The organism is Streptomyces sp. NPDC051909 (genome assembly GCF_040681095.1).
Taxonomy (GTDB): domain Bacteria; phylum Actinomycetota; class Actinomycetes; order Streptomycetales; family Streptomycetaceae; genus Streptomyces.
Window position 1 is genome coordinate 18,818 of record NZ_JBFAYA010000018.1, and the last position, 20,845, is coordinate 39,662.

Genomic DNA, 20,845 nt, shown 5'->3' on the forward strand with positions numbered 1-20,845 from the left:
TGTTTTACCGGTCAAATGAGCCCTATCGTCCGTGGCCGTTCGGCAACTCCGGCCCCCGCCCAGGGAGTTCACGTGCATCCTCCACGTCGCGGCAGGCTCTCGAGCCTGCTCGCCGCCACCGCGCTCGCCGTCACCGCCCCCGCCGGCTCAGCGGCCTCGGCCCCCGCCCCCGCCACGAGCCAGGACACCTACACCGTCACCGTCGGCGCCAAGGGCTCCTGGACCCACCCCGACGACACCCCCGCCAGTCCCTACATCGACAAGGACGGCACCTTCTACTTCCAGCAGGCGCACGCCCTCTACGGCGCGAACGACTCCCGCCAGTGGAACTTCTTCACCGGCACCGACCTCGACACCGCCACCCGCTCCTCCGCGATCAGCGACGCCGTCAACCCGGCCAACACCGCCGACCGCAACAACGACACCACCTGGCGCTGCGACAACAGCCCCACCGGCGTCGAATCCACCCCCGCCCCCGCCGGCAGCGGCTACGCCCACCGCAACTACTGCGACCTCACCGGCATGTGGGTCGACCCCGACACCGGCGACTGGTACGGCCTCGTGCACAACGAGTTCACCCCGCAGCCCTTCGCCGACGGCATCCACTACGACGGCATCGACTACGCCGTCTCCCGCGACCAGGGACGCACCTGGACCGTCAAGGACCACGTGATCACGTCCCCGTACAGCACCGGGCGCGGCGACACCACCGCCTTCCCCCAGCAGACGTACCACTACGGCACCGGCGACCCCCGCCTCTTCACCGACACCGCCTCCGGCTACTTCTACGTCTTCTACGGCTCGCGCATCGTCAACAAGGGCGGCGGCTGGGCCGCCTTCTACGGCCACGTCGCCCGCGCCCCCATCGCCCGGAAGATGGCCCCCGGCTCCTGGCAGAAGTGGTACGGCGGTGCCTGGTCCCAGCCCGGCGTCGGCGGACGCGAGAGCACCATGGTCCCGGTCGGGACCGACAGCACCGGCTATGTGCCCACCGACCAGGAGTACGACCCCGCCACCCCCGGCACCGTCAGCCAGCAGGTCGCCGCCGGGCAGACCCCGCCCACCTCGCCGCTCTTCGTCATGGACATCACCTACAACGCCCACCTCGGGCTCTACATCGGCGAACCGCAGGCCGTCGACCAGAGCGGCAGGGCACCGCAGGAGCTGTACGCCACCGCCGACCTCACCACCCAGAAGTGGTTCAGGCTCGGCGACACCGGCGGCTACACCACCGCCTCCTGGTACCGCTGGTTCCTCGACGCCGGCAGCCGGACCGGCTCCGGCATCGTCGGCCGGGACTTCCGCGCCTACTGCTCCTTCGGCTGCTCCGGCGGCGCGAGCAGCGAGTACGTCAACCTGCGCATCGACAGCAGCCGCCCCGCCGCGCCCGTCGACACCACCAGGACCTTCTCGATCGGCAGCGCCGACGGACGTGTCCTCGCCCAGGTCCAGGGCGCCACGACCACGACGTCCGTCGCCGCCCCCACCGGCTCGGCGCTGGAGTCCTGGACCTTCACGGCCAAGGGCGACGGCGCCTACCGCATCGCCAACGCCGCCACCGGACAGCTCCTCGGGGTCGCCGCCGGCGGCCCGGCCACCCGCGCCTGGGGCACCCGGCCCACCGTGACCGCCCCGGCCGGAGGCACCGGAGCCACCGGCCAGGAGTGGTTCGTGATCCCCGGCGCCTCGGCCGCCGACAACACCCCCACCGGCACGTACCGCCTGGTCAACCGCTACAGCGGCCTCGTCCTCGGCCTCTCCGGCGACCCCGCACGCCCGGCCGCCGAGACCACGCCCGCCCGCAGCTGGACCGACACCACCGGAAGCCCGGTCGGCGCCGGGCGCAGCGCCGCCGAGCAGACCCTCGGCCTGACCCCGACCGGCGACGCGCCGCCCGCCCTCGACGGCGTCCGCACCCTCACCACCGGCGGAAAGGCACTCGACGACCCCGACAGCAGCAGCGCCAACGGCACCCAGCTGATCACCTGGAGCCCGAACGGCGGCGCCAACCAGAAGTGGACCCTCACCCGGCGGACCGACGGCAGCTACGAGCTCCGCAACGGCTCCTCCGGCAAGTGCGCCGACATCGAGGGCGGCTCCACCGCCGCCGGCGCCCGGGTCATCCAGTGGACCTGCCACGGCGGCGCCAACCAGCGCTGGACCATCGCGCGCCTGCCGTCCGGCGGCTACACCGTCGCCTCCGTCGGCAGCGGACTGCTCCTGACCACCGCGTCCACCGGCGACGGCGCCCGCGTCACCCAGCAGCCCGACACGGGATCCGCCCTCCAGCACTGGACCATCACCTGAGGTCCTGGGGCAGCTCCTGGGTCGCCCAGATCGTCTTCCCCCGGGCGGCGAACCGGGTGCCCCAGCGGCCGGCGAGGTGCGTCACCAGGAACAGACCGCGCCCGCCCTCGTCGCCGGGGTCCGCGAGCCGCATGTGCGGGGTGGTGCTGCTGCCGTCCATGACCTCGCAGACGAGCTCACGGTCGCGCAGCATCCGCAGCGACAGGGGCGGCAGCCCGTAGCGGACGGCGTTCGTGACGAGCTCGCTGACGATCAGTTCGGTGTCGTCGGCGAGCTCGTCGAGACCCCACTCCGCCAGCTGCCGTACGGCGAGGGCGCGGGCCTCCGCCACCACCGTCGGGTCGTGCCGCAGCGGCCACTCGGCGATCCGGTCCGCGCCGAGCCGCCGGGTGCGGACCAGGAGCAGGCTCGCGTCGTCCACGGTGCGCGGGTCGTGGCGCTCGCCGAGCGCGTACACGACGTCGTCGCAGAGCTCCGCCGGCGTCCGGCCCGGGCCGCCGAGCACCGTCCGCAGGGTGGCCCGGCCCTCGGCCGCCGAACGGCCCCGGCCCAGGACCAGACCGGAGGAGTAGAGGGCCAGCAGACTGCCCTCGGCGAGCTCCGCGGTCGCGACGGAGAAACCGCCGCCCTCGCCGAGCGGCGGCCCCGGCCGGATCTCCGAGACCTGACTCCGCCCGTCCGGACCGAGCACCAGCGGCACCGGATGCCCCGCGCTCGCGCCCCGGCAGCGCCCGGACACCGGGTCGTACACGAGGTACAGACAGGTCGCCGACGGGGGCTCGACCTGCGTCGACGCAGCCCCGCCCTCCGGTCCGACCTCCCGAGCCAGCCGTACGGTCACCTCGTCGAGACCGGACAGGAGCTCGTCCGGGGCGGGGTCGCGGGCCGCGAGCGCCCGCGCGGCGGTCCGCAGCTGGCCCATGGTGGCCGCCGCCTCGATGCCCCGCCCGGCGACCGTGCCGACGGTCAGCCCGACCCGCGCCCCGGAGAGCGGGATGACATCGAACCAGTCCGCCCCGTCGTCGCCCGGCAGATGCACGTGCGCCGCCTCCACCCCCGTCAGCTCCGGCGGCGCGGACGGCAGCAGCCGGCGCTGCAGGGCGGTGGCGACGGTGCGCTCGCGGGTGTAGGCGTGGGCCTTGTCGATGCCGAGCGCCGTGAGCGTGGCGAGCTGTTCGGCGAGCTGCAGGTCGTCCCCGTCGAAGGGCTCGGGGCGGGTGGTGCGGAGGAAGACCGCGATCCCGAGGGCCGTGTCGTGCACCACGAGCGGCGCGGCGATCAGCGAGTGGGCGCCACCGCCGAACGCCTTCGCCCCCGGGGTGCCGGCGGCGAGCCGGGGGACCAGCCGCGGCCGCAGATCGGCGAGGGCCTGGGAGCACGGGGTGGGGAAGGGGAGCTCGACGAGCGCGCCCGGTGCGACGTCCCCGGCCGAGCCGTCGGCGGCGCGGAACGCGGCACGGCGCAGCGGGCTGCCCGGACCGACCCGGCCGGGCCGCAGCCGGCGCCCCTGGGACACCTCGCCCATCACGTCGACGATCACGACGTCGGCCAGGTCCGGCACCGCCACCGCCGCCAGCTGCTCGGCCGTGGCGGTCTCGTCGAGGCTCGTGCCGATCCGGCGGTGCGCCCGGTGCAGGACCTCCAGGCGGGCCAGGGCCTGCTCGCGGGCGGTGACGTTCTCGGCGAGCGCGGCGAGTCCGAGCACCTTGCCCGAGGAGTCCGTGAGCCGGAACAGGGACGCGGACACGGCGATCTCCTCGCCGTCCCCGGGCTCGGGCCCTTCGGGCCGCCGCCCGCGCAGCAGGACGCCGAGCGCGGACTCGCCGGTCTCCAGGACGCGCCGGGCGGTCTCGTGGAGCTCGTCCGTGACGAGGCTCGGGGCGAAGCCGCCGATCCGGTGACCGAGCACCCGTTCCTCCGGCACCTGCCGCATGCCGTTCGCCGCGTGGTTGAAGCGCGTCACCCGCAGCTCCGGGTCCACCAGGAACAGGCCCACCGGCGCCTGGGTGAAGAGGGCGTCCAGAAGCGCCGCCTCGGCCGCCCGTTCCTCGGCCCCGCGCTCCGCATCGCCCACGGTCGCCACCACCTCCGACTCGCCGGGCAGACGTGTGCCCCGCAAGACCACGATGGCAGCCGCCGGGCGCGCGGCAAGTCGGGGGAAGGACCGGGGAAGGGCCGGGGACGGGCGGGAAGGGCCGGGAGGCCGGTCGGGCCCGCGCCGGGGGCGGCGCCCCCGACCGGGCCCGCGCCCCGCCCCGTACGGCCTCGTCAGCCGGCGAGCCCGCCGCGCCTCACCCGGTCGGCCGGGTGTCTCCGGCTCCGGAGCCCAGCGCCCCCAGGATCCGCTCCGCCGCCAGCGTCGCCGTCAGCTCGCCGTCCCGGACCAGCCGCTCCACCTCGGGGGTGAGCGCCCGGACCGCCGGGTCGGCGTGCAGGCGGTTCAGGAGCTCGTCGCGGACCATCGACCAGGCCCAGTCGACCTGCTGGTCGCGGCGCCGCGCGTCGAGCCGGCCGGTCGCGTCGAGGAGCGCGCGGTGCTTCTCGAGCCGCCCCCACACCTCGTCGAGGCCGGTGGACTCGCGGGCGCTGCAACTCAGCACCGGCGGCGTCCAGAAGGCCTCCTGGCCGTGCATGAGCCGCAGCGCGCCCGCGAGTTCGCGCGCGGCGGCGCGGGCGTCGGTGGTGTGCGGGCCGTCGGCCTTGTTGACCGCGACCACGTCCGCCAGCTCAAGGACGCCCTTCTTGATGCCCTGGAGCTGGTCGCCGGTGCGGGCCAGGGTGAGCAGCAGGAAGGAGTCGACCATGTTCGCCACGGTCGTCTCCGACTGCCCGACGCCGACCGTCTCGACGAGCACGACGTCGTAACCGGCGGCCTCCATCACCACCATCGACTCGCGGGTGGCCTTGGCGACGCCGCCGAGCGTGCCCGCGCTGGGCGAGGGCCGCACGAACGCCGCCGGGTCGACCGCGAGCCGCTCCATCCGGGTCTTGTCGCCGAGGATGGAGCCGCCCGTGCGGGTCGAGGACGGGTCGACGGCGAGCACCGCCACCCGGTGCCCGAGACCGGTCAGCATCGTGCCGAAGGCGTCGATGAAGGTCGACTTGCCGACGCCGGGCACCCCGCTGATCCCGATCCGCCGGGCCCGGCCGCTGTGGGGCAGCAGCCGGGTCAGCAACTCCTGGGCGAGCGCCCGGTGCTGCGGCCGGGTGGACTCGACGAGGGTGATGGCGCGCGCCACGAGGGCGCGCCTCCCGTCCCTTACACCCTTCTCGTACGTGTCGATGTCGATGGCCATGGATCAGGCGTCGTCTCCCGGGCCGGCGTCGTGTCCCGGGCCGGCGTCGTGTCCCAGGTCGGCCGCGAGCCGGCGCACCAGGTCCGCGGCGGCGTCCGGGATCACCGTGCCGGGCGGGAACACCGCGGCGGCGCCCATCTCCATGAGCGTGGGCACGTCCTGGGGCGGGATGACCCCGCCGACCACGATCATGATGTCCTCGCGGCCCTCCGCCGCCAGCTCGTCCCGCAGCGCGGGGACGAGCGTGAGGTGACCGGCCGCGAGGGACGAGACGCCCACGATGTGGACGTCCGCCTCGACGGCCTGCCGGGCCACCTCGGCCGGCGTCTGGAACAGCGGGCCGACGTCGACGTCGAAGCCCAGGTCGGCGAAGGCGGTCGCGATCACCTTCTGGCCGCGGTCGTGCCCGTCCTGGCCCATCTTGGCCACCAGGATGCGGGGACGCCGGCCCTCGTTCTCCTCGAAGGAGTCGACGAGCGCGCGCGTGCCGTCCACGGACGGGGACTCGCCAGCTTCGTTGCGGTACACGCCCGAGATCGTACGGATCTGGCCCGCGTGCCGTCCGTACACCTTCTCCAGGGCGTCCGAGATCTCGCCGACGGTCGCCTTGGCGCGGGCCGCGCGCACCGCCAGTTCGAGCAGGTTGCCCTCGCCGCCGGCGGCCCGGGTGAGGTCGTCGAGCGCGTCCTGGCAGGCCCGCTCGTCGCGCTCGGCGCGCAGCCGGCGCAGCTTCTCGATCTGCTGGGCGCGGACCGAGGAGTTGTCGACCTTGAGGACCTCGATCTGCTCGTCGCCGTCCACCCGGTACTTGTTGACGCCGACGACCGGCTGCCGGCCGGAGTCGATCCGGGCCTGGGTACGGGCCGCGGCCTCCTCGACGCGCAGCTTCGGGATGCCCGCGTCGATGGCCTGCGCCATGCCGCCGGCCGCCTCGACCTCCTGGATGTGCTGCCAGGCCTTGCGCGCCAGGTCGTAGGTGAGGCGCTCCACGTACGCGCTGCCGCCCCACGGGTCGATGACCCGGGTGGTGCCCGACTCCTGCTGGATGAGCAGCTGGGTGTTGCGGGCGATGCGCGCCGAGAAGTCGGTGGGCAGGGCGAGCGCCTCGTCGAGCGCGTTGGTGTGCAGCGACTGGGTGTGGCCCTGGGTCGCCGCCATCGCCTCCACGCAGGTCCGCGTGACGTTGTTGAAGACGTCCTGGGCGGTGAGCGACCAGCCCGAGGTCTGCGAATGGGTGCGCAGGGACAGCGACTTGGCGTTCTTCGGGTCGAACTGCTTGACCAGCCTGGCCCACAGCAGACGGGCCGCGCGCAGCTTGGCGACCTCCATGAAGAAGTTCATGCCGATCGCCCAGAAGAAAGACAGGCGCGGCGCGAACGCGTCCACGTCCAGGCCCGCCTCGCGGCCCGCCCGCAGGTACTCCACACCGTCCGCGAGGGTGTACGCCAGCTCCAGGTCGGCCGTCGCACCGGCCTCCTGGATGTGGTACCCCGAGATCGAGATGGAGTTGTACCGGGGCATGTTCTTCGAGGTGAAGGCGAAGATGTCGGAGATGATCCGCATCGACGGCTTCGGCGGGTAGATGTAGGTGTTGCGGACCATGAACTCCTTGAGGATGTCGTTCTGGATGGTCCCCGCCAGCTTCTCGGCCGGCACGCCCTGCTCCTCGGCGGCGACGATGTACAGCGCGAGCACGGGCAGCACCGCGCCGTTCATCGTCATCGACACCGACATCCTGTCCAGCGGGATGCCGTCGAAGAGCTGCCGCATGTCGTAGATCGAGTCGATCGCCACGCCCGCCATGCCGACGTCGCCGGTGACGCGCGGGTGGTCGCTGTCGTAACCGCGGTGGGTCGGCAGGTCGAAGGCGACCGACAGGCCCTTCTGGCCGGCCGCCAGGTTGCGCCGGTAGAAGGCGTTGGACTCCTCGGCGGTCGAGAAGCCCGCGTACTGCCGGATCGTCCACGGCTGGTTGACGTACATCGTCGGGTACGGGCCGCGCAGGTACGGCGTCACGCCCGGGTAGGTGCCCAGGAAGTCGACGTCCTCCAGGTCGCGGCCGGTGTACAGCGGCTTGACCCCGATGCCCTCCGGCGTCTCCCACAGCAGGTCGTCGCCGCCCGAGGCGCGCTTGACCGCGTCACGCCAGTCGTCGGCGCTGCCGGCCGGGGTGGGGGATCCGAGGTCGATCCCGGTGAAGTCGGGGATTCCCATCAGGACACTCCCATGCGGTCGAGGGTGGCGGAGAGCACGGCGACGGCGTCGCACCCCGCGAAGACGTACGAGTCGGCGTCCGGGTACGCGGCCGGGCGCCCGGCGAGCACGACGTGCCCGGCACCGGCGGCGCGGAACGCGGCGGCCTCCTCGGCGGCCCGCTCCGCGTACACCGCGTCGCTGGAGCACAGACACACCTCGGTCGCGCCGCTGTCCTCGAACGAGCCCTCGGTGACGGGCTCGATGCCGCCGGCCTGGAAGAGGTTGGCGGCGAAGGTGAGGCGCGCGGTGTGCGCGGCGGCCGGGCCGAGCGCGGCCAGATAGACCCGCGGCCGGGCACCGGTCGCGGCGAGATGCGCGTCGGAACGGGCGCGCAGCGCCTCGAACGCCTCGTCGCGGCGGACCCGCGGCAGACCCCCGGAGGGCTCGGCGGGCGCGGGCTCGCGCACCACCGGCTTCTCCGCCAGGTGCGGGAACTCGCTGACACCGGTGACCGGTTCACGGCGCTTGGCGAGCGCCTTGGACCGCTCGGCCCAGGTCGCGCTCAGCCGCTGCTCGATCCACCCGGAGCGCAGCGCGGCGGCCTGACCGCCCTCCCGCTCGATCTCCTGGAAGAACTCCCAGGCGGCGCGGGCGAGTTCGTCGGTCAGCGTCTCCACGTACCAGGAGCCGCCGGCCGGGTCGATGACCCGGGACAGATGCGACTCCTCGATGAGGATCGTGGAGGTGTTGCGGGCGATCCGGCGCGCGAACGCGTCCGGCAGACCGAGCGCGTGGTCGAAGGGGTGCACGGTGACCGACTCGGCGCCGCCCACCCCGGCCGCCAGCGTGGCGACCGTGGTGCGCAGCATGTTCACCCACGGGTCGCGGGCCGTCATCATCACCGGCGAGGTGACCGCGTGCTGGAGCTGCGCCCCGGCCGCCGGCGCGCCGGACGCCTCGGCGACCCGCGCCCACAGGCGGCGTGCGGCACGCAGCTTGGCGATCGTCAGGAACTGGTCGGCGGTGGCCGCGTAGCGGAACTCCAGCTGGCCCAGGGCCTGTTCGAGACCGAGGCCGCCGTCCGTCAGGGCGCGGAGGTAGGCGACGCCGGTGGCGAGCGAGGCGCCGAGCTCCTGCGCGGCGGAGCCGCCGGCCTCGTGGTACGGCAGGGCGTCCACGGTCAGCGCCCGCAGACCCGGGTACGTGTCCGCGCAGCGGCGGGCCAGCGCGACGGAGGCCGGGAAACCCTCGGGGTCGTACCCGGCGCCGGTCCGGGCCTCGGTGCCGAGCGGGTCGGCGCCCAGGTTGCCGCGTACCGCGTCGGCGGCGACGCCCCGGCGCCCGTACAGCGCGAAGAGCTCCTCCGCGGCGGCGGTGGTGTCGGCGCCGGCGTCCAGGACGACGGGCGCGAGGTCGAGATAGACGCCCTCCAGGACCCGGCCGAGCGCGTCCACCGGGATGCCGCCGGAGTCGCCGGAGCCGACGGACAGCCACAGCGAGGTGACGCCGTTCTCCAGGTCGGTCAGGACCGCCTCGGGGTCCGCCGTGCGGTGGCGCTGGCGCACGTCCCAGCCGCCCGCCGTGTTGCCCTCGGCGCGGCCGGAGCGCACGAACGGGGCGAAGCCGGGCAGCCCGGGATCGGGCACGCCGTCGGCGGCGGTGTACAGCGGCCGGGCCCGTACGCCGTCCTCCAGCTGGGTGGAGAGCGCGTCCTCGGCCTCGGTCTCGGGAACGTCCTTGCCCGACCTGCTCAGTACGCCCGCCACGAGGCGCTGCCACTGCGCATGGGTCGCTGCGGGGAACTCGGCGGCCAGGGAGAGGCCGTCGTCAGGCAGCACAGTCATGTTCGGAGCCTAGGTTGTCACGCATACGAGCAGCAGCGCGATCAGCTGTGACCTTGACCTCCCCGGATTTCCCTTGATCAGGGCAGAGGTCCGTGCTGTTCCGGTTACCCGGGGCTGTTCCGGTTACCGGGGCGGGGCCGACTCCGGCCGCGGGCCGCTCGACCTCGCGCCGGAGACCGGAGACCGGAGACCGCGGCCCGGCGACGACGGCGTACGTCAGACGTTGACGCCGAAGTCCAGGGCGATGCCGCGCAGCCCGGAGGCGTAGCCCTGTCCGACGGCGCGGAACTTCCACTCGCCGCCGTGGCGGTAGAGCTCGCCGAAGACCATCGCGGTCTCGGTGGAGGCGTCCTCGGAGAGGTCGTAACGGGCGATCTCCCGGCCGTCGGCCTGGTTCACGACCCGGATGAAGGCGTTGCGGACCTGGCCGAAGCTCTGCCCGCGGTTCTCGGCGTCGTGGATCGACACCGGGAAGACGATCTTGTCGATCCGGTCCGGCACGGCGGCCAGGTCGACCTTGACGGACTCGTCGTCGCCGTCGCCCTCACCGGTCAGGTTGTCACCGGTGTGCTCGACGGAGCCGTCCGGGCTGGTGAGGTTGTTGTAGAAGACGAAGTGCGCGTCGGACACGACCTTGCCGGAGGCGTCGCAGAGCAGGGCGGACGCGTCCAGGTCGTAGGCGGCGCCGGTGGTCGTCCGCACGTCCCAGCCCAGGCCGACCAGAACGGCGCTCAGGCCGGGGGCCTCCTTGCTGAGGGACACGTTGCCGCCCTTGGCCAGGGAAACGCCCACTGTTCTTCCTCCACGGTCGAGCTCACACCTGTTCGCCCAGGGAGACGTGCGAACAGCGCTCGTGGTTGCCCCCAGGAGCGTGCCGGGAGCGTGCCGGGAGCATGCAACCCCGTGGCCCCACCACTCGTCTCCCTCTGCAGGGCCGGACGAACGAGGGCGAACCGATGACTGCCAGGCAACTGCACCATGCTCCGCGACGGCGCCGCGGCGGGCGACTGCTCACCACGGCGCTGGCGCTGCTCGTGCTCGCCGTGTCCGGAGTCGGCTGGATCTACCTCGAACTCGGCGGCGACATCGAGACCTTCGGCGCCGACGGACTCTCCGACAACCGCCCCGCCGGCTCCGACGCCGGGCAGAACGTCCTCGTCATCGGCTCCGACGCGCGCACCGACGGAAACAGCGAACTCGGCGGCGGCGACGCGCACGACATCGGGCGTTCCGACACCGCCTTCCTGCTGCACGTCTACCGCGACCGCCGGCACGCCGTCGCCGTGTCCTTCCCGCGGGACACCCTCGTCGACATCCCGCCGTGCCGCCTGCCCGACGGGACGTGGACCCGGCCGCGTACCCGGGTCATGTTCAACTCGGCGTTCAGCACGGGCGAGACGGCCAAGGGCAACCCCGCCTGCACCCAGAACACGGTCGAGAAGCTCACCGGACTGCGCGTCGACCACACCATGGTCGTCGACTTCAAGGGCTTCGCCGCGCTGACGGAGGTCGTCGACGGGGTGCGGGTGTGCCTGCCCGACGACGTGTACCAGAAGGACCTCAACCCCAAGCGCGCCACGCGCGGCGACCTCCTCTTCCCCAAGGGCGAACAGACCGTCGCGGGGCAGCAGGCCCTCGACTACGTGCGGCTGCGGCACGGCATCGGCGACGGCTCCGACATAGGCCGGATCAAGCGCCAACAGGCCTTCGTGGGCAGTCTGTTCAAGAAGATCAAGAGCGACGGACTGACCCCGGCGAAGCTGCTGCCGCTGGCGAACGCCGCCACCGAGTCCCTGACCGTCGACCCCGGGCTCGGCTCCGCCGACAAGCTGATCGACTTCGCGATGTCCCTGAAGGACGTCGACCTGCACGACACCACCTTCGTGACGCTGCCCTGGCGGTACGAGGGCGCGCGCGTCGCGATCGTCGAGCCCGAGGCGGACGCGCTCTGGGCGGCCCTCCGCGCCGACCGTCCCCTCGACGCCCGCCCCGGTCCGGGGGCCACCCCGACGGCCACCCCCTCCCCGGCGTCCGGCGCGGGCATCTCCGTCGCCGTCCGCAACGGCACCCGCACCAGGGGCCTCGCCGCCCGCGCCGCCGAGATGCTCCGCGAGGCCGGCTTCACCGTCACGGACACCTCCACCGCCGCCGACCAGACCCACCCCCTCACCCTGATCGCCTACGGCCCCGGCGAGCAGGCCCGAGCCGCGGCCGTCGCCACCCACTTCCGCTCGGCCGAACTCACCCCGACCGCCACCCCGGGCATCACCGTGACCCTGGGCCGCTCCTACGCCGACACCCCGACGACGACCGCCTCCCCGAGCAGCGCACCCCCGACGGTCCCGCCCGCCGACACCCGCGCGGCGGACGAGGACCCGTGCGCGGACCTCTCGTACGGCTGACGCGCTCGGCTGACGCGCTCCGGGGCGCCGCACTCCCCGTCCCTCCCCGTGACCCGGCTCAGGTCCGTGACCCGGCTCAGGACACGCTCCGGATGCGGCCGACGAGCAGGCCGCCGAGCAGCGTGACGGCGGCGGCCGCGGCGTACAGACCCGTGTAGCCGCCGAGATGGGCGATGACGGGGGAGGCGAGGGCGGGGGCCAGGACCTGGGGGCCGGAGTTGGCGATGTTGATGACGCCGAGGTCCTTCGCACGGTCCGCGGCCTCCGGCAGCACCTGCGTGACCAGGGCCTGGTCGACGGCCAGATAGATCCCGTACCCCGCACCGAGCACGGCCGCCGCCGCGAGCGCCGCCGGCCACGTGTGCACCAGCGCGAGCAGCAGCGCCGCGGCGGTCATGACCAGCGAGCACAGCACGACGAAGGACTTGCGACGCCCGACGCGGTCGGACAGCACCCCGGCCGGAATCGCCGTGACCGCCGCGCAGAGCGTGTAGACGACGGTGAGGATCAGCACGCCCGTGCCGGGGTCGGCGTAACGGACGGCGTCGGCGAGGAAGTAGAAGAGATAGAGCGTGCCGAGCGCGTTCCCCAGGTTGATCAGGAACCGGGTGAGCCAGGCCCAGCCGAAGTCGGGATGCCGCCGCGGGCTCACCCAGAACGAGCGGGCGAAGGCCCGCGCGTCGAACGCCGGCCGCAGCTCCCGCGGCAGCGCCGGCTCGCCGTGGCGCAGCACGAAGGGCAGCGCGAGCACGACGGTGAGCACGGCGAGCGTGGCGTAGCCGGAGCCCACGCCGGTGACCACCAGTGTGGTGAGCAGCGCGCCGAGGACGAGTCCGAAGGACTGCATCAGGCCGGTCCAGCCGGAGACCTGCGCGCGCTGGGCGAGCGGCACGCGGTCGGCGACGGGGGTGGTGACCCCGGCCAGCATCGCGTTCAGGCCCGCCTGCGCGAGGCACCAGCCGACCGCGACCCCGGCCACGGTGTGCTGGGCCGCGGTGAACACGAGACCGGCCGCCCCGGCGAGCGCGCCCCCGACGATCCACGGCCGCCGCCGCCCGAACCGGCTGGTCGTCCGGTCCGACCACGCCCCCGCGAGCGGATTGGCCAGTACGGCGACGAGCGCGCCGAGCCCGGTGACGAGCGAGAGCGCGTCGTTCTTTCCCTGCGGGTCGATCCGCTCCAGTTGCAGGGGCAGCAGGATCTGGATGGGCGTCATGAACGCCATGAAGACGGCGAGGGTGGCGAGCGAGAGGCCCGCCGTCCAGCCGTACCCGACCGGTGTGGTCGGTTCGGCGAGGACACTGTGCGTGGTGGGGGACACCCCGGAATCCGCCGCGGACGAGTGGGTCATGGGCCGGCTGCTCCGTCGCTCAGGACCGCTCGGCATGCTGGGAGCGTGAGGAGTGCTGGGAGTGCTGGGAGTGCTGGGCGCGCTGGGAGGCGATCAGTGCGCGGTACCACTCGAAGCTCGCCCGGGGCGTGCGCGCCCCGGTGGCGAAGTCGACCTCGACCAGGCCGAAGCGCTGGTGATAGCCCTCGGCCCACTCGAAGTTGTCGAGCAGCGACCAGGTGAAGTAGCCGCGCACGTCCACGCCGTGGGCGATGGCGCGGGCGATCGCGCCGATGTGCCCGGCGAGGTAGTCGACGCGTGCCTGGTCCCGCAGCCCGGCCGGCTGCGAGCAGCCGTTCTCGGTGATCCACACGGGCGGAAGGGCGCTGCCGTAGCGGGACGCGAGGCCGGTGAGCAGCTCCGTGAGCCCGTCGGGCACGACCGGCCAGCCGAACGCGGTGCGCTCGTACGCCGCTTCGAACCCCTCGGACCCCTCGGACCCCTCGGACCCCTCGGACCCCTCGGACCCGTCCGACCCCTCGGGCTCGGCGAGGTCGAAGGGCAGCCCGGCCGCGGGATCGGCCGGGGCCGTGACCCAGGTCGGGTTGTAGTAGTTGACGCCGAGCCCGTCCAGCGGCGCGGAGATCGTGTCGAGATCGCCCTCGCGCACCACGCCGCCCCAGTCGGGGTCAGCCCTGCCGTAGGCGGTCAGGTCGGGGTAACTACCCAGGATCAGTGGGTCGTTGAAGAGCCGGTTGTGCAGGGTGTCGTACGCCGAGGCCGCTGCCGCGTCCTCCGCGCGCCGCGCGTCGGAGCGCAGCCGTACGGGCGTGCAGTTGTTGGCGACGAGCACCTGAGCGTCCGCCACGGTGGCCCGCAGCGCCGCCGACGCAAGGCCGTGGCCGAGGAGTTGGTGGTGCGCGACGGGCAGGGCGTCGAGCATCAGCGCGCGGCCGGGGGCGTGGACGCCGAAGCCGTAGCCGAAGGACATGTGCACGAAGGGCTCGTTCAGGGTGATCCACCGTCGGACCCGGTCGCCGAGCCGCTCGGCGACCACGGCCGCGTACTCCCCGAACCGGTACGCCGTCTCGCGGTTCAGCCAGCCGCCCTCGTCCTCCAGGGCCTGCGGCAGGTCCCAGTGGAACAGCGTCGGCGTCGGCTCGATGCCCGCGTCGAGCAGGGCGTCGACCAGCCGGTCGTAGAAGTCGAGGCCGCGCGGCTCGACCTTGCCCGCCCCGGTCGGCAGGACGCGCGGCCAGGAGAGCGAGAAGCGGTACGCGTCGAGGCCGAGCCCGCGCATCAGCGCGACGTCCTCGTCGAGGCGGTGGTAGTGGTCGCAGGCGACGTCCCCGGTGTGCCCGTCACGAACGGCGCCGGGACGCCGTACGAAGGTGTCCCAGATCGACGGGCCCTTGCCGTCCTCGTCGGCCGCGCCCTCGATCTGGTACGCGGCGGTCGACGCGCCCCAGACGAATCCGGCCGGGATCGGGAAAGGGGTGATGGAGCTCGTGGTCACGGGCACCTGCCTCGGTCGTGCCGACGTCGACGCCTCGCCGGTGCGAGGGTCCTCACGGCGGCCGCAACATAACATGAACACTCGTTCACGTTCTATGGTTCGGACAGGCGGCTCCGCAGGTCCTCCCAGTAGGCGTTCAGCATCCGCTTGAGCTCGTCCACGGTCCCGGGGTCCGCCGCGCCGCCGCCCTTGTGGACCTCGTGCAGCACGGCGTTCGCCGCCCACACCACCATCCGCGTCGCCCGCTCCAGCACCTCGCCGCCCGGGCCCCCGGTCAGGTGCTCCACGATGCGCCGCAGCCCCTCGGCGATGAGCGCGTTGCTCGCCTCGTCGGCCCGCGCCAGCTCGGGGCTGAGGTGCCGCCCGGCCCAGAGCGCCATGCCGCCCGGCTGCGACCGGAACAGCTCGGCGTACACGTCGACCATCGTGCCGACCAGATCGGTCAGCTCACCGGCGACCGCCCGCTCGACGAGGGCGTCGATCGCGGTCCTGAACCCCTCCAGATAGCGCCGGCCGAGCGCGTCCACCACGGCGCCCTTGTCCGCGTAGAACTGGTAGATGCTGCCGACCGGCGCCCCCGCCTCCTCGGCGATCCGCCGCATCGTCAGGGCCTCGTACCCCTCCTGTGCCAGGATCCGGTCGGCCGCCCCGAGAATCGCCTCGACCCGGGCCCGGCTCCGCGCCTGCCGTGGCTGCCGTGGCCGGCGCGGCTCCTTCCGCGGTCCGGGCCCGGCCTTCGCCCCGGCCTCCGGCCCCGATGCCGACTCTTCCGTCACGCCACGCTCCCGGTGTTCCGCTCGATCCGTCCGACGAGGGGGGAACGTAACCCATGAGCGGCGCCTACAGCAGCGCCTGCCCCTCTCCCCGGTAGGTGGGTACGACGGCGGTGACGCGGTCGCCGTCCACCAGGTGGAGCTCGTTGACGCGCTCGCACAGTTCGCCGGCCTTGGTGTGGCGGAACCACACGCGGTCGCCGAGGGCGAGCGGCGCGGCGCCGGGGCCGGTGAGGGGCGTCTGGACCTCGCCGGCGCCTTCGAGGCGGGTGAGCCGCAGGCCCGGTGGCCAGACGGGGGTGGGGAGGCGGTCGGGCCCGTGGGCGCCCGAGGCGGTCCAGCCGCCGCCGAGGACCGTCGCCCGGGCGGCCGAGGGGCGGCGGACGACGGACTGTACGAAGAAGGCCGCGGGGCGGGGCCGGAAGGCGCGGTAGGTGTCGAAGAGGGTGGGGCCGTACAGGCCGGAGCCCGCGCCGAGTTCGGTGACGGCGGCTTCGGCGGCCGTGGACTCCAGGCTGCCGGTGCCGCCGCCGTTGACGAACTCCAGCGGCGCGACCGACCGTACGGCGGCGACGGCCGCCGCCCGCCGCTCCCTGAGCTCGCGCCGGGACAGGCCCTGCAGCGTCCGGACGGCGGCCCGGCGGAGCATCGGGCCCGGGGCGTCGTCGCCGACGCCGGCGATCTGCGCCTCGTACGCCATGACGCCGACGAGTTGGAGTCCGCGGCGCTCGACCACGGCCCGCGCGAGGCTCCGGGCCTGCTCGGGGTGGTGCAGCGGGGAGCGGTGGGTGCCGAAGTGGAGCCTGCCCCCGAGGGACTTGAGGGAGGCGTCGAGATCGAGGCAGATCCGTAGCGGATGCGCTCCACCCGTGGTCCGGGCTGCGGCGATGAGCTCCAGATGGGCGGGGGAGTCGGCCATCAGCGTCACCCTGGCGGCGAGCCGCGGGTCCGCCGCGAGGCGGCGCAGGGCGGCGTCGTCGGCGGTCGGGTAGCCGACCAGGACGTCGTCGAACTCCTCGGCCAGCCACAGGGCCTCGGGCAGTGTGAAGGCCAGGATCCCCTGGAATCCGGGCATCGCCAGCACCGAGCGGATGACGTCGCGGCTCCGTACGGACTTGCTGGCGAGGCGGATCGGCTTGCCGCCGGCGCGCCGCCGCATGGTGGCGGCGTTGTGCCGCATCGCCCGCACGTCCAGGACGGCGAAGGGCGGTTGGAGGTCGTGGGTGGCCCGTGCGAGGGCGGCGAAGTCGGGGGCGTACCCGGGTGCGTACACGGGCGGGTCAGCCGATCCGGTCCGAGTCGCCCGGAATACCCAGGACGCGGTCCAGGTAGGCGTTGCGGAAGACCCCCTCGGGGTCGAGGCGGTCGCGCAGTGCGGTGAACTCGTCGAAGCGGGGGTAGCGCCGCCGCAGCCGTTCCGCGTCCAGGCGGTGCAGCTTGCCCCAGTGCGGGCGGCCGTCGGCGGTGTCGAAGATCGACTGGACCGCGTCGAAGTACGTCTCGTACGGCATCCGGTGGTACTGGTGGAAGGCGATGTACGCGCCGGCGCGCCCGTGGCCGGGGGAGAGCGGGATGTCGTCCGCGGCCGAGAAGCGGACCTCCAGCGGGAAGGACACCTTCTCGTCGTGGGTGTCGGTCCAGCGTCCGATCTCCCGGATCACCTCGGCGGCGTGCTCGCGGGGGACGGCGTACTCGCCCTCCCGGAAGCGGACGTCGCGCCGCGAGGCGAACACGCGGTGCGAGACGTCGGTGAAGTCGCGCGCGGAGACGGCGGCCGTCGCGAACCGGGTGATCGCGGGGACGGCGGCGGGGAAGCGGGCGCCGAGGCGCAGCAGACCCTCGTACGCGGTGTTGGTGACGAAGTCGTCGTCGAACCAGCGCCGCAGCGGGCTCACCGGGGCGAGCGTGGCGTCGGCCGGCAGCCGGGTCAGCCGCTTGGTGAGCGCGGTGCGGGTGTGCGGGAACCAGAAGAACTCGAAGTGGTCGCTCCCGTCGACGAGTTCGTCGAGCCCGTCGAGCACGCGGTCGAGCGGCATCGGCTGCTCGACGCAGCGCAGCGCGAAGCTCGGCACGCACTGCAGGGTGACGGCGGTGATGACGCCGAGCGCGCCGAGGCCGACCCGGGCGGCCGAGAAGAGCTCGGGGTTCTCGTCGGCGGAACAGTGCACCGCCGTGCCGTCGGCGAGGACGAGGTCGAGGGCGCGCAGCTGGGTGGAGAGGCTGCCGAAGCGGACGCCGGTGCCATGGGTGCCGGTGGACACCGCGCCGGTGATCGTCTGGCGGTCGATGTCGCCCATGTTCTCCAGGGCGAGGCCGTGCTCGGCGAGCAGCGGGTTGAGCCGGTGCAGCGGCATCCCGCCGCCGACCGTGACAAGGCCGCTCGCCCGGTCCACCGAGTGGATTCCGTCGAGCCGGTCCATCCGCAGCAGCACGCCGTCGGTCGCGGCGATCGAGGTGAACGAGTGGCCCGAGCCGACCGCCTTGACGCGCAGCCCGTCCCGCCTGGCGGCTCCGACGGCCTCCGCGACCTCGTCCGGTGTCGACGGCGTGACGGTGCGGGCGGGCCGGCTGCGGACGTCACCCGACCAGTTCTGCCAGGTCGCTCCGTTCTGCCGGGTCGGCCCGTTCTGCCGGGGCGCAGGGGGTGCTTGCATGATCGACTCCCGTCGTCGGGGGTGCGTCGCGTGCGTGCGGCTCGTATGGGCAGCCAACGTAGGGGCGCGCCGTTACCCGGGGAAACAAAGAGTTGCGCCCGCATCTACAATCAGCGGTTGTGGATGTCGCCACGCAGAAACTGCGGAACTTCGTGGTGGTGGCCGAGGAGCTGAACATCAGCCGGGCCGCCGCCCGCCTCTTCGTCACGCAGCAGGCCCTGAGCAAGCAGCTCCGGGATCTCGAGGACGCGATCGGCGTGCGCCTCGTGGAGCGCACCACTCGCAGCATGGCGCTGACCCCGGCCGGCGAGGTCTTTCTGGCCTCGGTACGGGAGGCCCTCGCCGCCCTGGACGCCGGCGTCGCCGCGGCCCTGAGCGCGAGCCGTGGCGTGTCGGGCACGGTCCGCCTCGGGTTCGTGATGGGCGGCGCCCTGGAGCTGACCGCGCCGATCCTGGCCGAGTTCTCGGCGCTCTGCCCGGACGTCCAGCTGGAACTGCGTGAGACGGGCTTCGACGACCCGTCGGCCGGACTCGCCGACGGCTCCTCCGACGTCGCCTTCGTCCGGCTGCCGCTGTCGGTGCCCGACCTCGACGCGATCCCGCTCTTCGTCGAACCCCTCGTCGTCGCCCTGCCGGCCCGCCACCCGCTCGCCGACCGCGCCGCCCTCACCGCCGCGGACATCGTCGACGAACCCCTCGCCGTCGGCCGTACCGCCGACTCCGTCTGGCGGCGCTACTGGACCCTGGACGACCGCCGCGGGGGCCGCCCGCCCAAGACCGTCCGGACCACCACCTCCCACACCGAGGAGCTGCAGGTGATCGCCGCGGGCCTCGCCTGCGCGATCACCGTCACCGGCGCCGCCCGCTACACCCCGCACCCCGGTGTGCGCTACGTCCCGCTCACCGGAGTCCCCGGCTCCGCCCTGGCCGTCGCCTGGCGCCGCGGCCACCGCACCCCGGGCGTGGAGCGCTTCGTGACGGCGGCGCGCCGGGTCCGCGACCGGGAGCCGGCGCTCGTCGCGACGATCGAGACTCCGCTCCCGGCCCTTCCGACCCCTTGACATTCGGTCATGCTCCTGACAGCTCTTGGCTCTGCATCATTCCGACGAGCGGCGGTAACCCGAAGGGGGCGATCAGGGCATGACCAGGCCCGAGAGCGCGGGACACGAGCACGAGCACGAGCACGAGCACGAGGGCGACAACAAGGGCGGGGGCGACTACGACGTCGTCATCAGCGGGGCGAGCCTCGCCGGCAGCACGGCGGCGATCCTGCTCGCCCGGCGCGGTGTGCGCGTGGCGCTGCTTGAGCGGCGCTCGGACCCCGAGGCGTACAAGGTGCTGTGCACCCACTCCATCACGGCGAACGCGCATCCCGTCCTCGACGAGATCGGCCTCCTCCCCGCCCTTGAGAAGGCGGGCGCGCTACGGAACGACGCGCGCTGGTACACGCGTTGGGGGTGGATCGAGCCGCGGGCCGCGGCCGGCGGGCCCGAGCTTCCGCACGGCTACAACGTACGGCGCAGCACCCTCGATCCGCTGATCCGGGCCCGCGCGGCCGAGACGCCCGGCGTGGACCTGCTGCTCGGCCACCAGGTGACCGGGCTCGTACGGGACGGCGGACGTGTCGCGGGGGTGCGGGTGTCGACGCCGGACGGCGAGCGGGTGATCCGGGCCCGGCTGGTGGTCGGGGCGGACGGCAAGGACTCGTCCGTGGCGAAGTTCGCCGAGGTGCCCACCCGGAAGCACGAGAACACCCGGTTCGGCTATCTCGCGCACTTCCGCGACCTCCCGCTGCGCGGCGGCACCGGCCAGACCTGGTTCCTGGAACCGGACATGGCGTACGCGTTCCCGAACGACGACGGTGTCACGGTCCTGGCCGTCCTCCCCGACAAGAAGCGGCTGCCGGCCTTCCGCGAGGACCTGGAGGGCAGTTTCCTCGACTTCGTGCGCGGTCTTCCCGAAGCGCCGCCCATCGACTCAGCCGAGCGCGTCTCGAAGATCATCGGTACGGTCGACTACCCGCTGGTCAGTCGCCGACCGACGGCCCCGGGGCTCGCGTTGATCGGCGACGCCGCCCTCACCGGCGACCCCTTGTGGGGCGTCGGCTGCGGCTGGGCCCTGCAGACCGCCCACTGGCTCGCGGAGGCCGTCGCCCCGGCCGCCGCCGGCCGTGGCGACCTCGACCAGGCTCTCGCCCGGTACGCCCGCCGCCACCGTCGCAGCCTGCGCCCTCATCAGCAGCTCGCCGTCGACTTCGCCAAGGCCCGCCCGTTCAACCCCGGTGAGCGCCTGATGTTCGCGGCGGCGGCCCGCGACGAGGCGATGGCCCGCCACATGTACCTCTTCGCCGCCCGCCTGATCGGCCCGCTGCGCTTCCTCAGCCCCCTGGCCCTGGCCAAGGCGGCGCTCATCAACCTCAGGCACCGCGGGACGCGCCCCGGGCCGCCGGACCGTCCGCGGGCGTGAACCCGGCGTGATCCGGAAGGCACGGCCTGGGTCTGGGGCTGGGCCTGGGGCTGGGCCTGGG

The 20,845-nt window shown here is 73.7% G+C and carries 14 protein-coding genes; 4 read left to right on the forward strand and 10 right to left on the reverse strand.

The window, feature by feature from the left end:
• The first annotated feature begins 72 nt into the window (after positions 1 to 72).
• The gene (locus tag AB0M18_RS26205; protein ID WP_365762081.1) at positions 73 to 2,307 is read left to right on the forward strand and encodes an RICIN domain-containing protein; all 2,235 of its coding nucleotides are present in this window, start codon (positions 73 to 75) and stop codon (positions 2,305 to 2,307) included.
• On the opposite strand, the gene AB0M18_RS26210 is transcribed toward AB0M18_RS26205, so the two are convergent.
• The 5 genes from AB0M18_RS26210 to AB0M18_RS26230 form a co-directional block, all read right to left on the reverse strand.
• Positions 2,300 to 4,426, reverse strand: a complete 2,127-nt coding sequence (locus AB0M18_RS26210; RefSeq protein ID WP_365762083.1) for a SpoIIE family protein phosphatase — start codon at positions 4,424 to 4,426, stop codon at positions 2,300 to 2,302. The two genes, AB0M18_RS26205 and AB0M18_RS26210, sit on opposite strands and share 8 nt — an antisense overlap.
• A gap of 172 nt (positions 4,427 to 4,598) precedes the next feature.
• Positions 4,599 to 5,603, reverse strand: coding sequence for a methylmalonyl Co-A mutase-associated GTPase MeaB (meaB, locus tag AB0M18_RS26215; RefSeq protein ID WP_365762085.1), 1,005 nt, complete (start codon positions 5,601 to 5,603; stop codon positions 4,599 to 4,601).
• Positions 5,604 to 5,606: 3 nt separating this feature from the next.
• Entirely contained in the window at positions 5,607 to 7,817 is a 2,211-nt protein-coding gene (gene scpA / locus AB0M18_RS26220) for a methylmalonyl-CoA mutase (protein ID WP_365762087.1), read from the reverse strand.
• The gene (locus AB0M18_RS26225; RefSeq protein ID WP_365762089.1) at positions 7,817 to 9,643 is read right to left on the reverse strand and encodes a methylmalonyl-CoA mutase family protein; all 1,827 of its coding nucleotides are present in this window, start codon (positions 9,641 to 9,643) and stop codon (positions 7,817 to 7,819) included. Before AB0M18_RS26225 ends, scpA begins: the two co-directional genes overlap by 1 nt.
• A gap of 216 nt (positions 9,644 to 9,859) precedes the next feature.
• Entirely contained in the window at positions 9,860 to 10,435 is a 576-nt protein-coding gene (locus AB0M18_RS26230; protein ID WP_365762091.1) for a TerD family protein, read from the reverse strand.
• A 164-nt stretch (positions 10,436 to 10,599) separates the two neighbouring features.
• On the opposite strand from AB0M18_RS26230, the gene AB0M18_RS26235 reads away from it, so the two are divergent.
• A complete protein-coding gene (locus tag AB0M18_RS26235; protein WP_365762093.1) occupies positions 10,600 to 12,045 on the forward strand; it encodes an LCP family protein in 1,446 nt (481 codons plus the stop codon).
• Between the two features lie 76 nt (positions 12,046 to 12,121).
• Here the strand turns inward: AB0M18_RS26235 and AB0M18_RS26240 are convergent, their stop codons facing one another.
• The 5 genes from AB0M18_RS26240 to AB0M18_RS26260 all read right to left on the reverse strand — a co-directional run bounded on the left by AB0M18_RS26240 (position 12,122) and on the right by AB0M18_RS26260 (position 18,318).
• The gene (locus AB0M18_RS26240; protein WP_365762095.1) at positions 12,122 to 13,396 is read right to left on the reverse strand and encodes an MFS transporter; all 1,275 of its coding nucleotides are present in this window, start codon (positions 13,394 to 13,396) and stop codon (positions 12,122 to 12,124) included.
• A 19-nt stretch (positions 13,397 to 13,415) separates the two neighbouring features.
• Positions 13,416 to 14,897, reverse strand: a complete 1,482-nt coding sequence (locus AB0M18_RS26245) for a family 1 glycosylhydrolase (protein ID WP_365762097.1) — start codon at positions 14,895 to 14,897, stop codon at positions 13,416 to 13,418.
• 86 nt (positions 14,898 to 14,983) lie between these two features.
• On the reverse strand, positions 14,984 to 15,667 hold the full coding sequence (locus AB0M18_RS26250; RefSeq protein WP_365762099.1) for a TetR/AcrR family transcriptional regulator: 684 nt from the start codon (positions 15,665 to 15,667) through the stop codon (positions 14,984 to 14,986).
• A 64-nt stretch (positions 15,668 to 15,731) separates the two neighbouring features.
• Positions 15,732 to 16,937, reverse strand: coding sequence for an amino acid deaminase/aldolase (locus tag AB0M18_RS26255; RefSeq protein ID WP_365762101.1), 1,206 nt, complete (start codon positions 16,935 to 16,937; stop codon positions 15,732 to 15,734).
• Positions 16,938 to 16,944: 7 nt separating this feature from the next.
• On the reverse strand, positions 16,945 to 18,318 hold the full coding sequence (locus AB0M18_RS26260; protein WP_365762103.1) for a D-arabinono-1,4-lactone oxidase: 1,374 nt from the start codon (positions 18,316 to 18,318) through the stop codon (positions 16,945 to 16,947).
• Between the two features lie 119 nt (positions 18,319 to 18,437).
• Between AB0M18_RS26260 and AB0M18_RS26265 the strand changes: the two genes are divergently transcribed.
• Both AB0M18_RS26265 and AB0M18_RS26270 read left to right on the forward strand, forming a co-directional pair.
• On the forward strand, positions 18,438 to 19,379 hold the full coding sequence (locus AB0M18_RS26265; protein WP_365762105.1) for a LysR family transcriptional regulator: 942 nt from the start codon (positions 18,438 to 18,440) through the stop codon (positions 19,377 to 19,379).
• A 79-nt stretch (positions 19,380 to 19,458) separates the two neighbouring features.
• Positions 19,459 to 20,784, forward strand: coding sequence for an NAD(P)/FAD-dependent oxidoreductase (locus AB0M18_RS26270; RefSeq protein WP_365762107.1), 1,326 nt, complete (start codon positions 19,459 to 19,461; stop codon positions 20,782 to 20,784).
• The last annotated feature ends 61 nt before the right edge of the window (positions 20,785 to 20,845 follow it).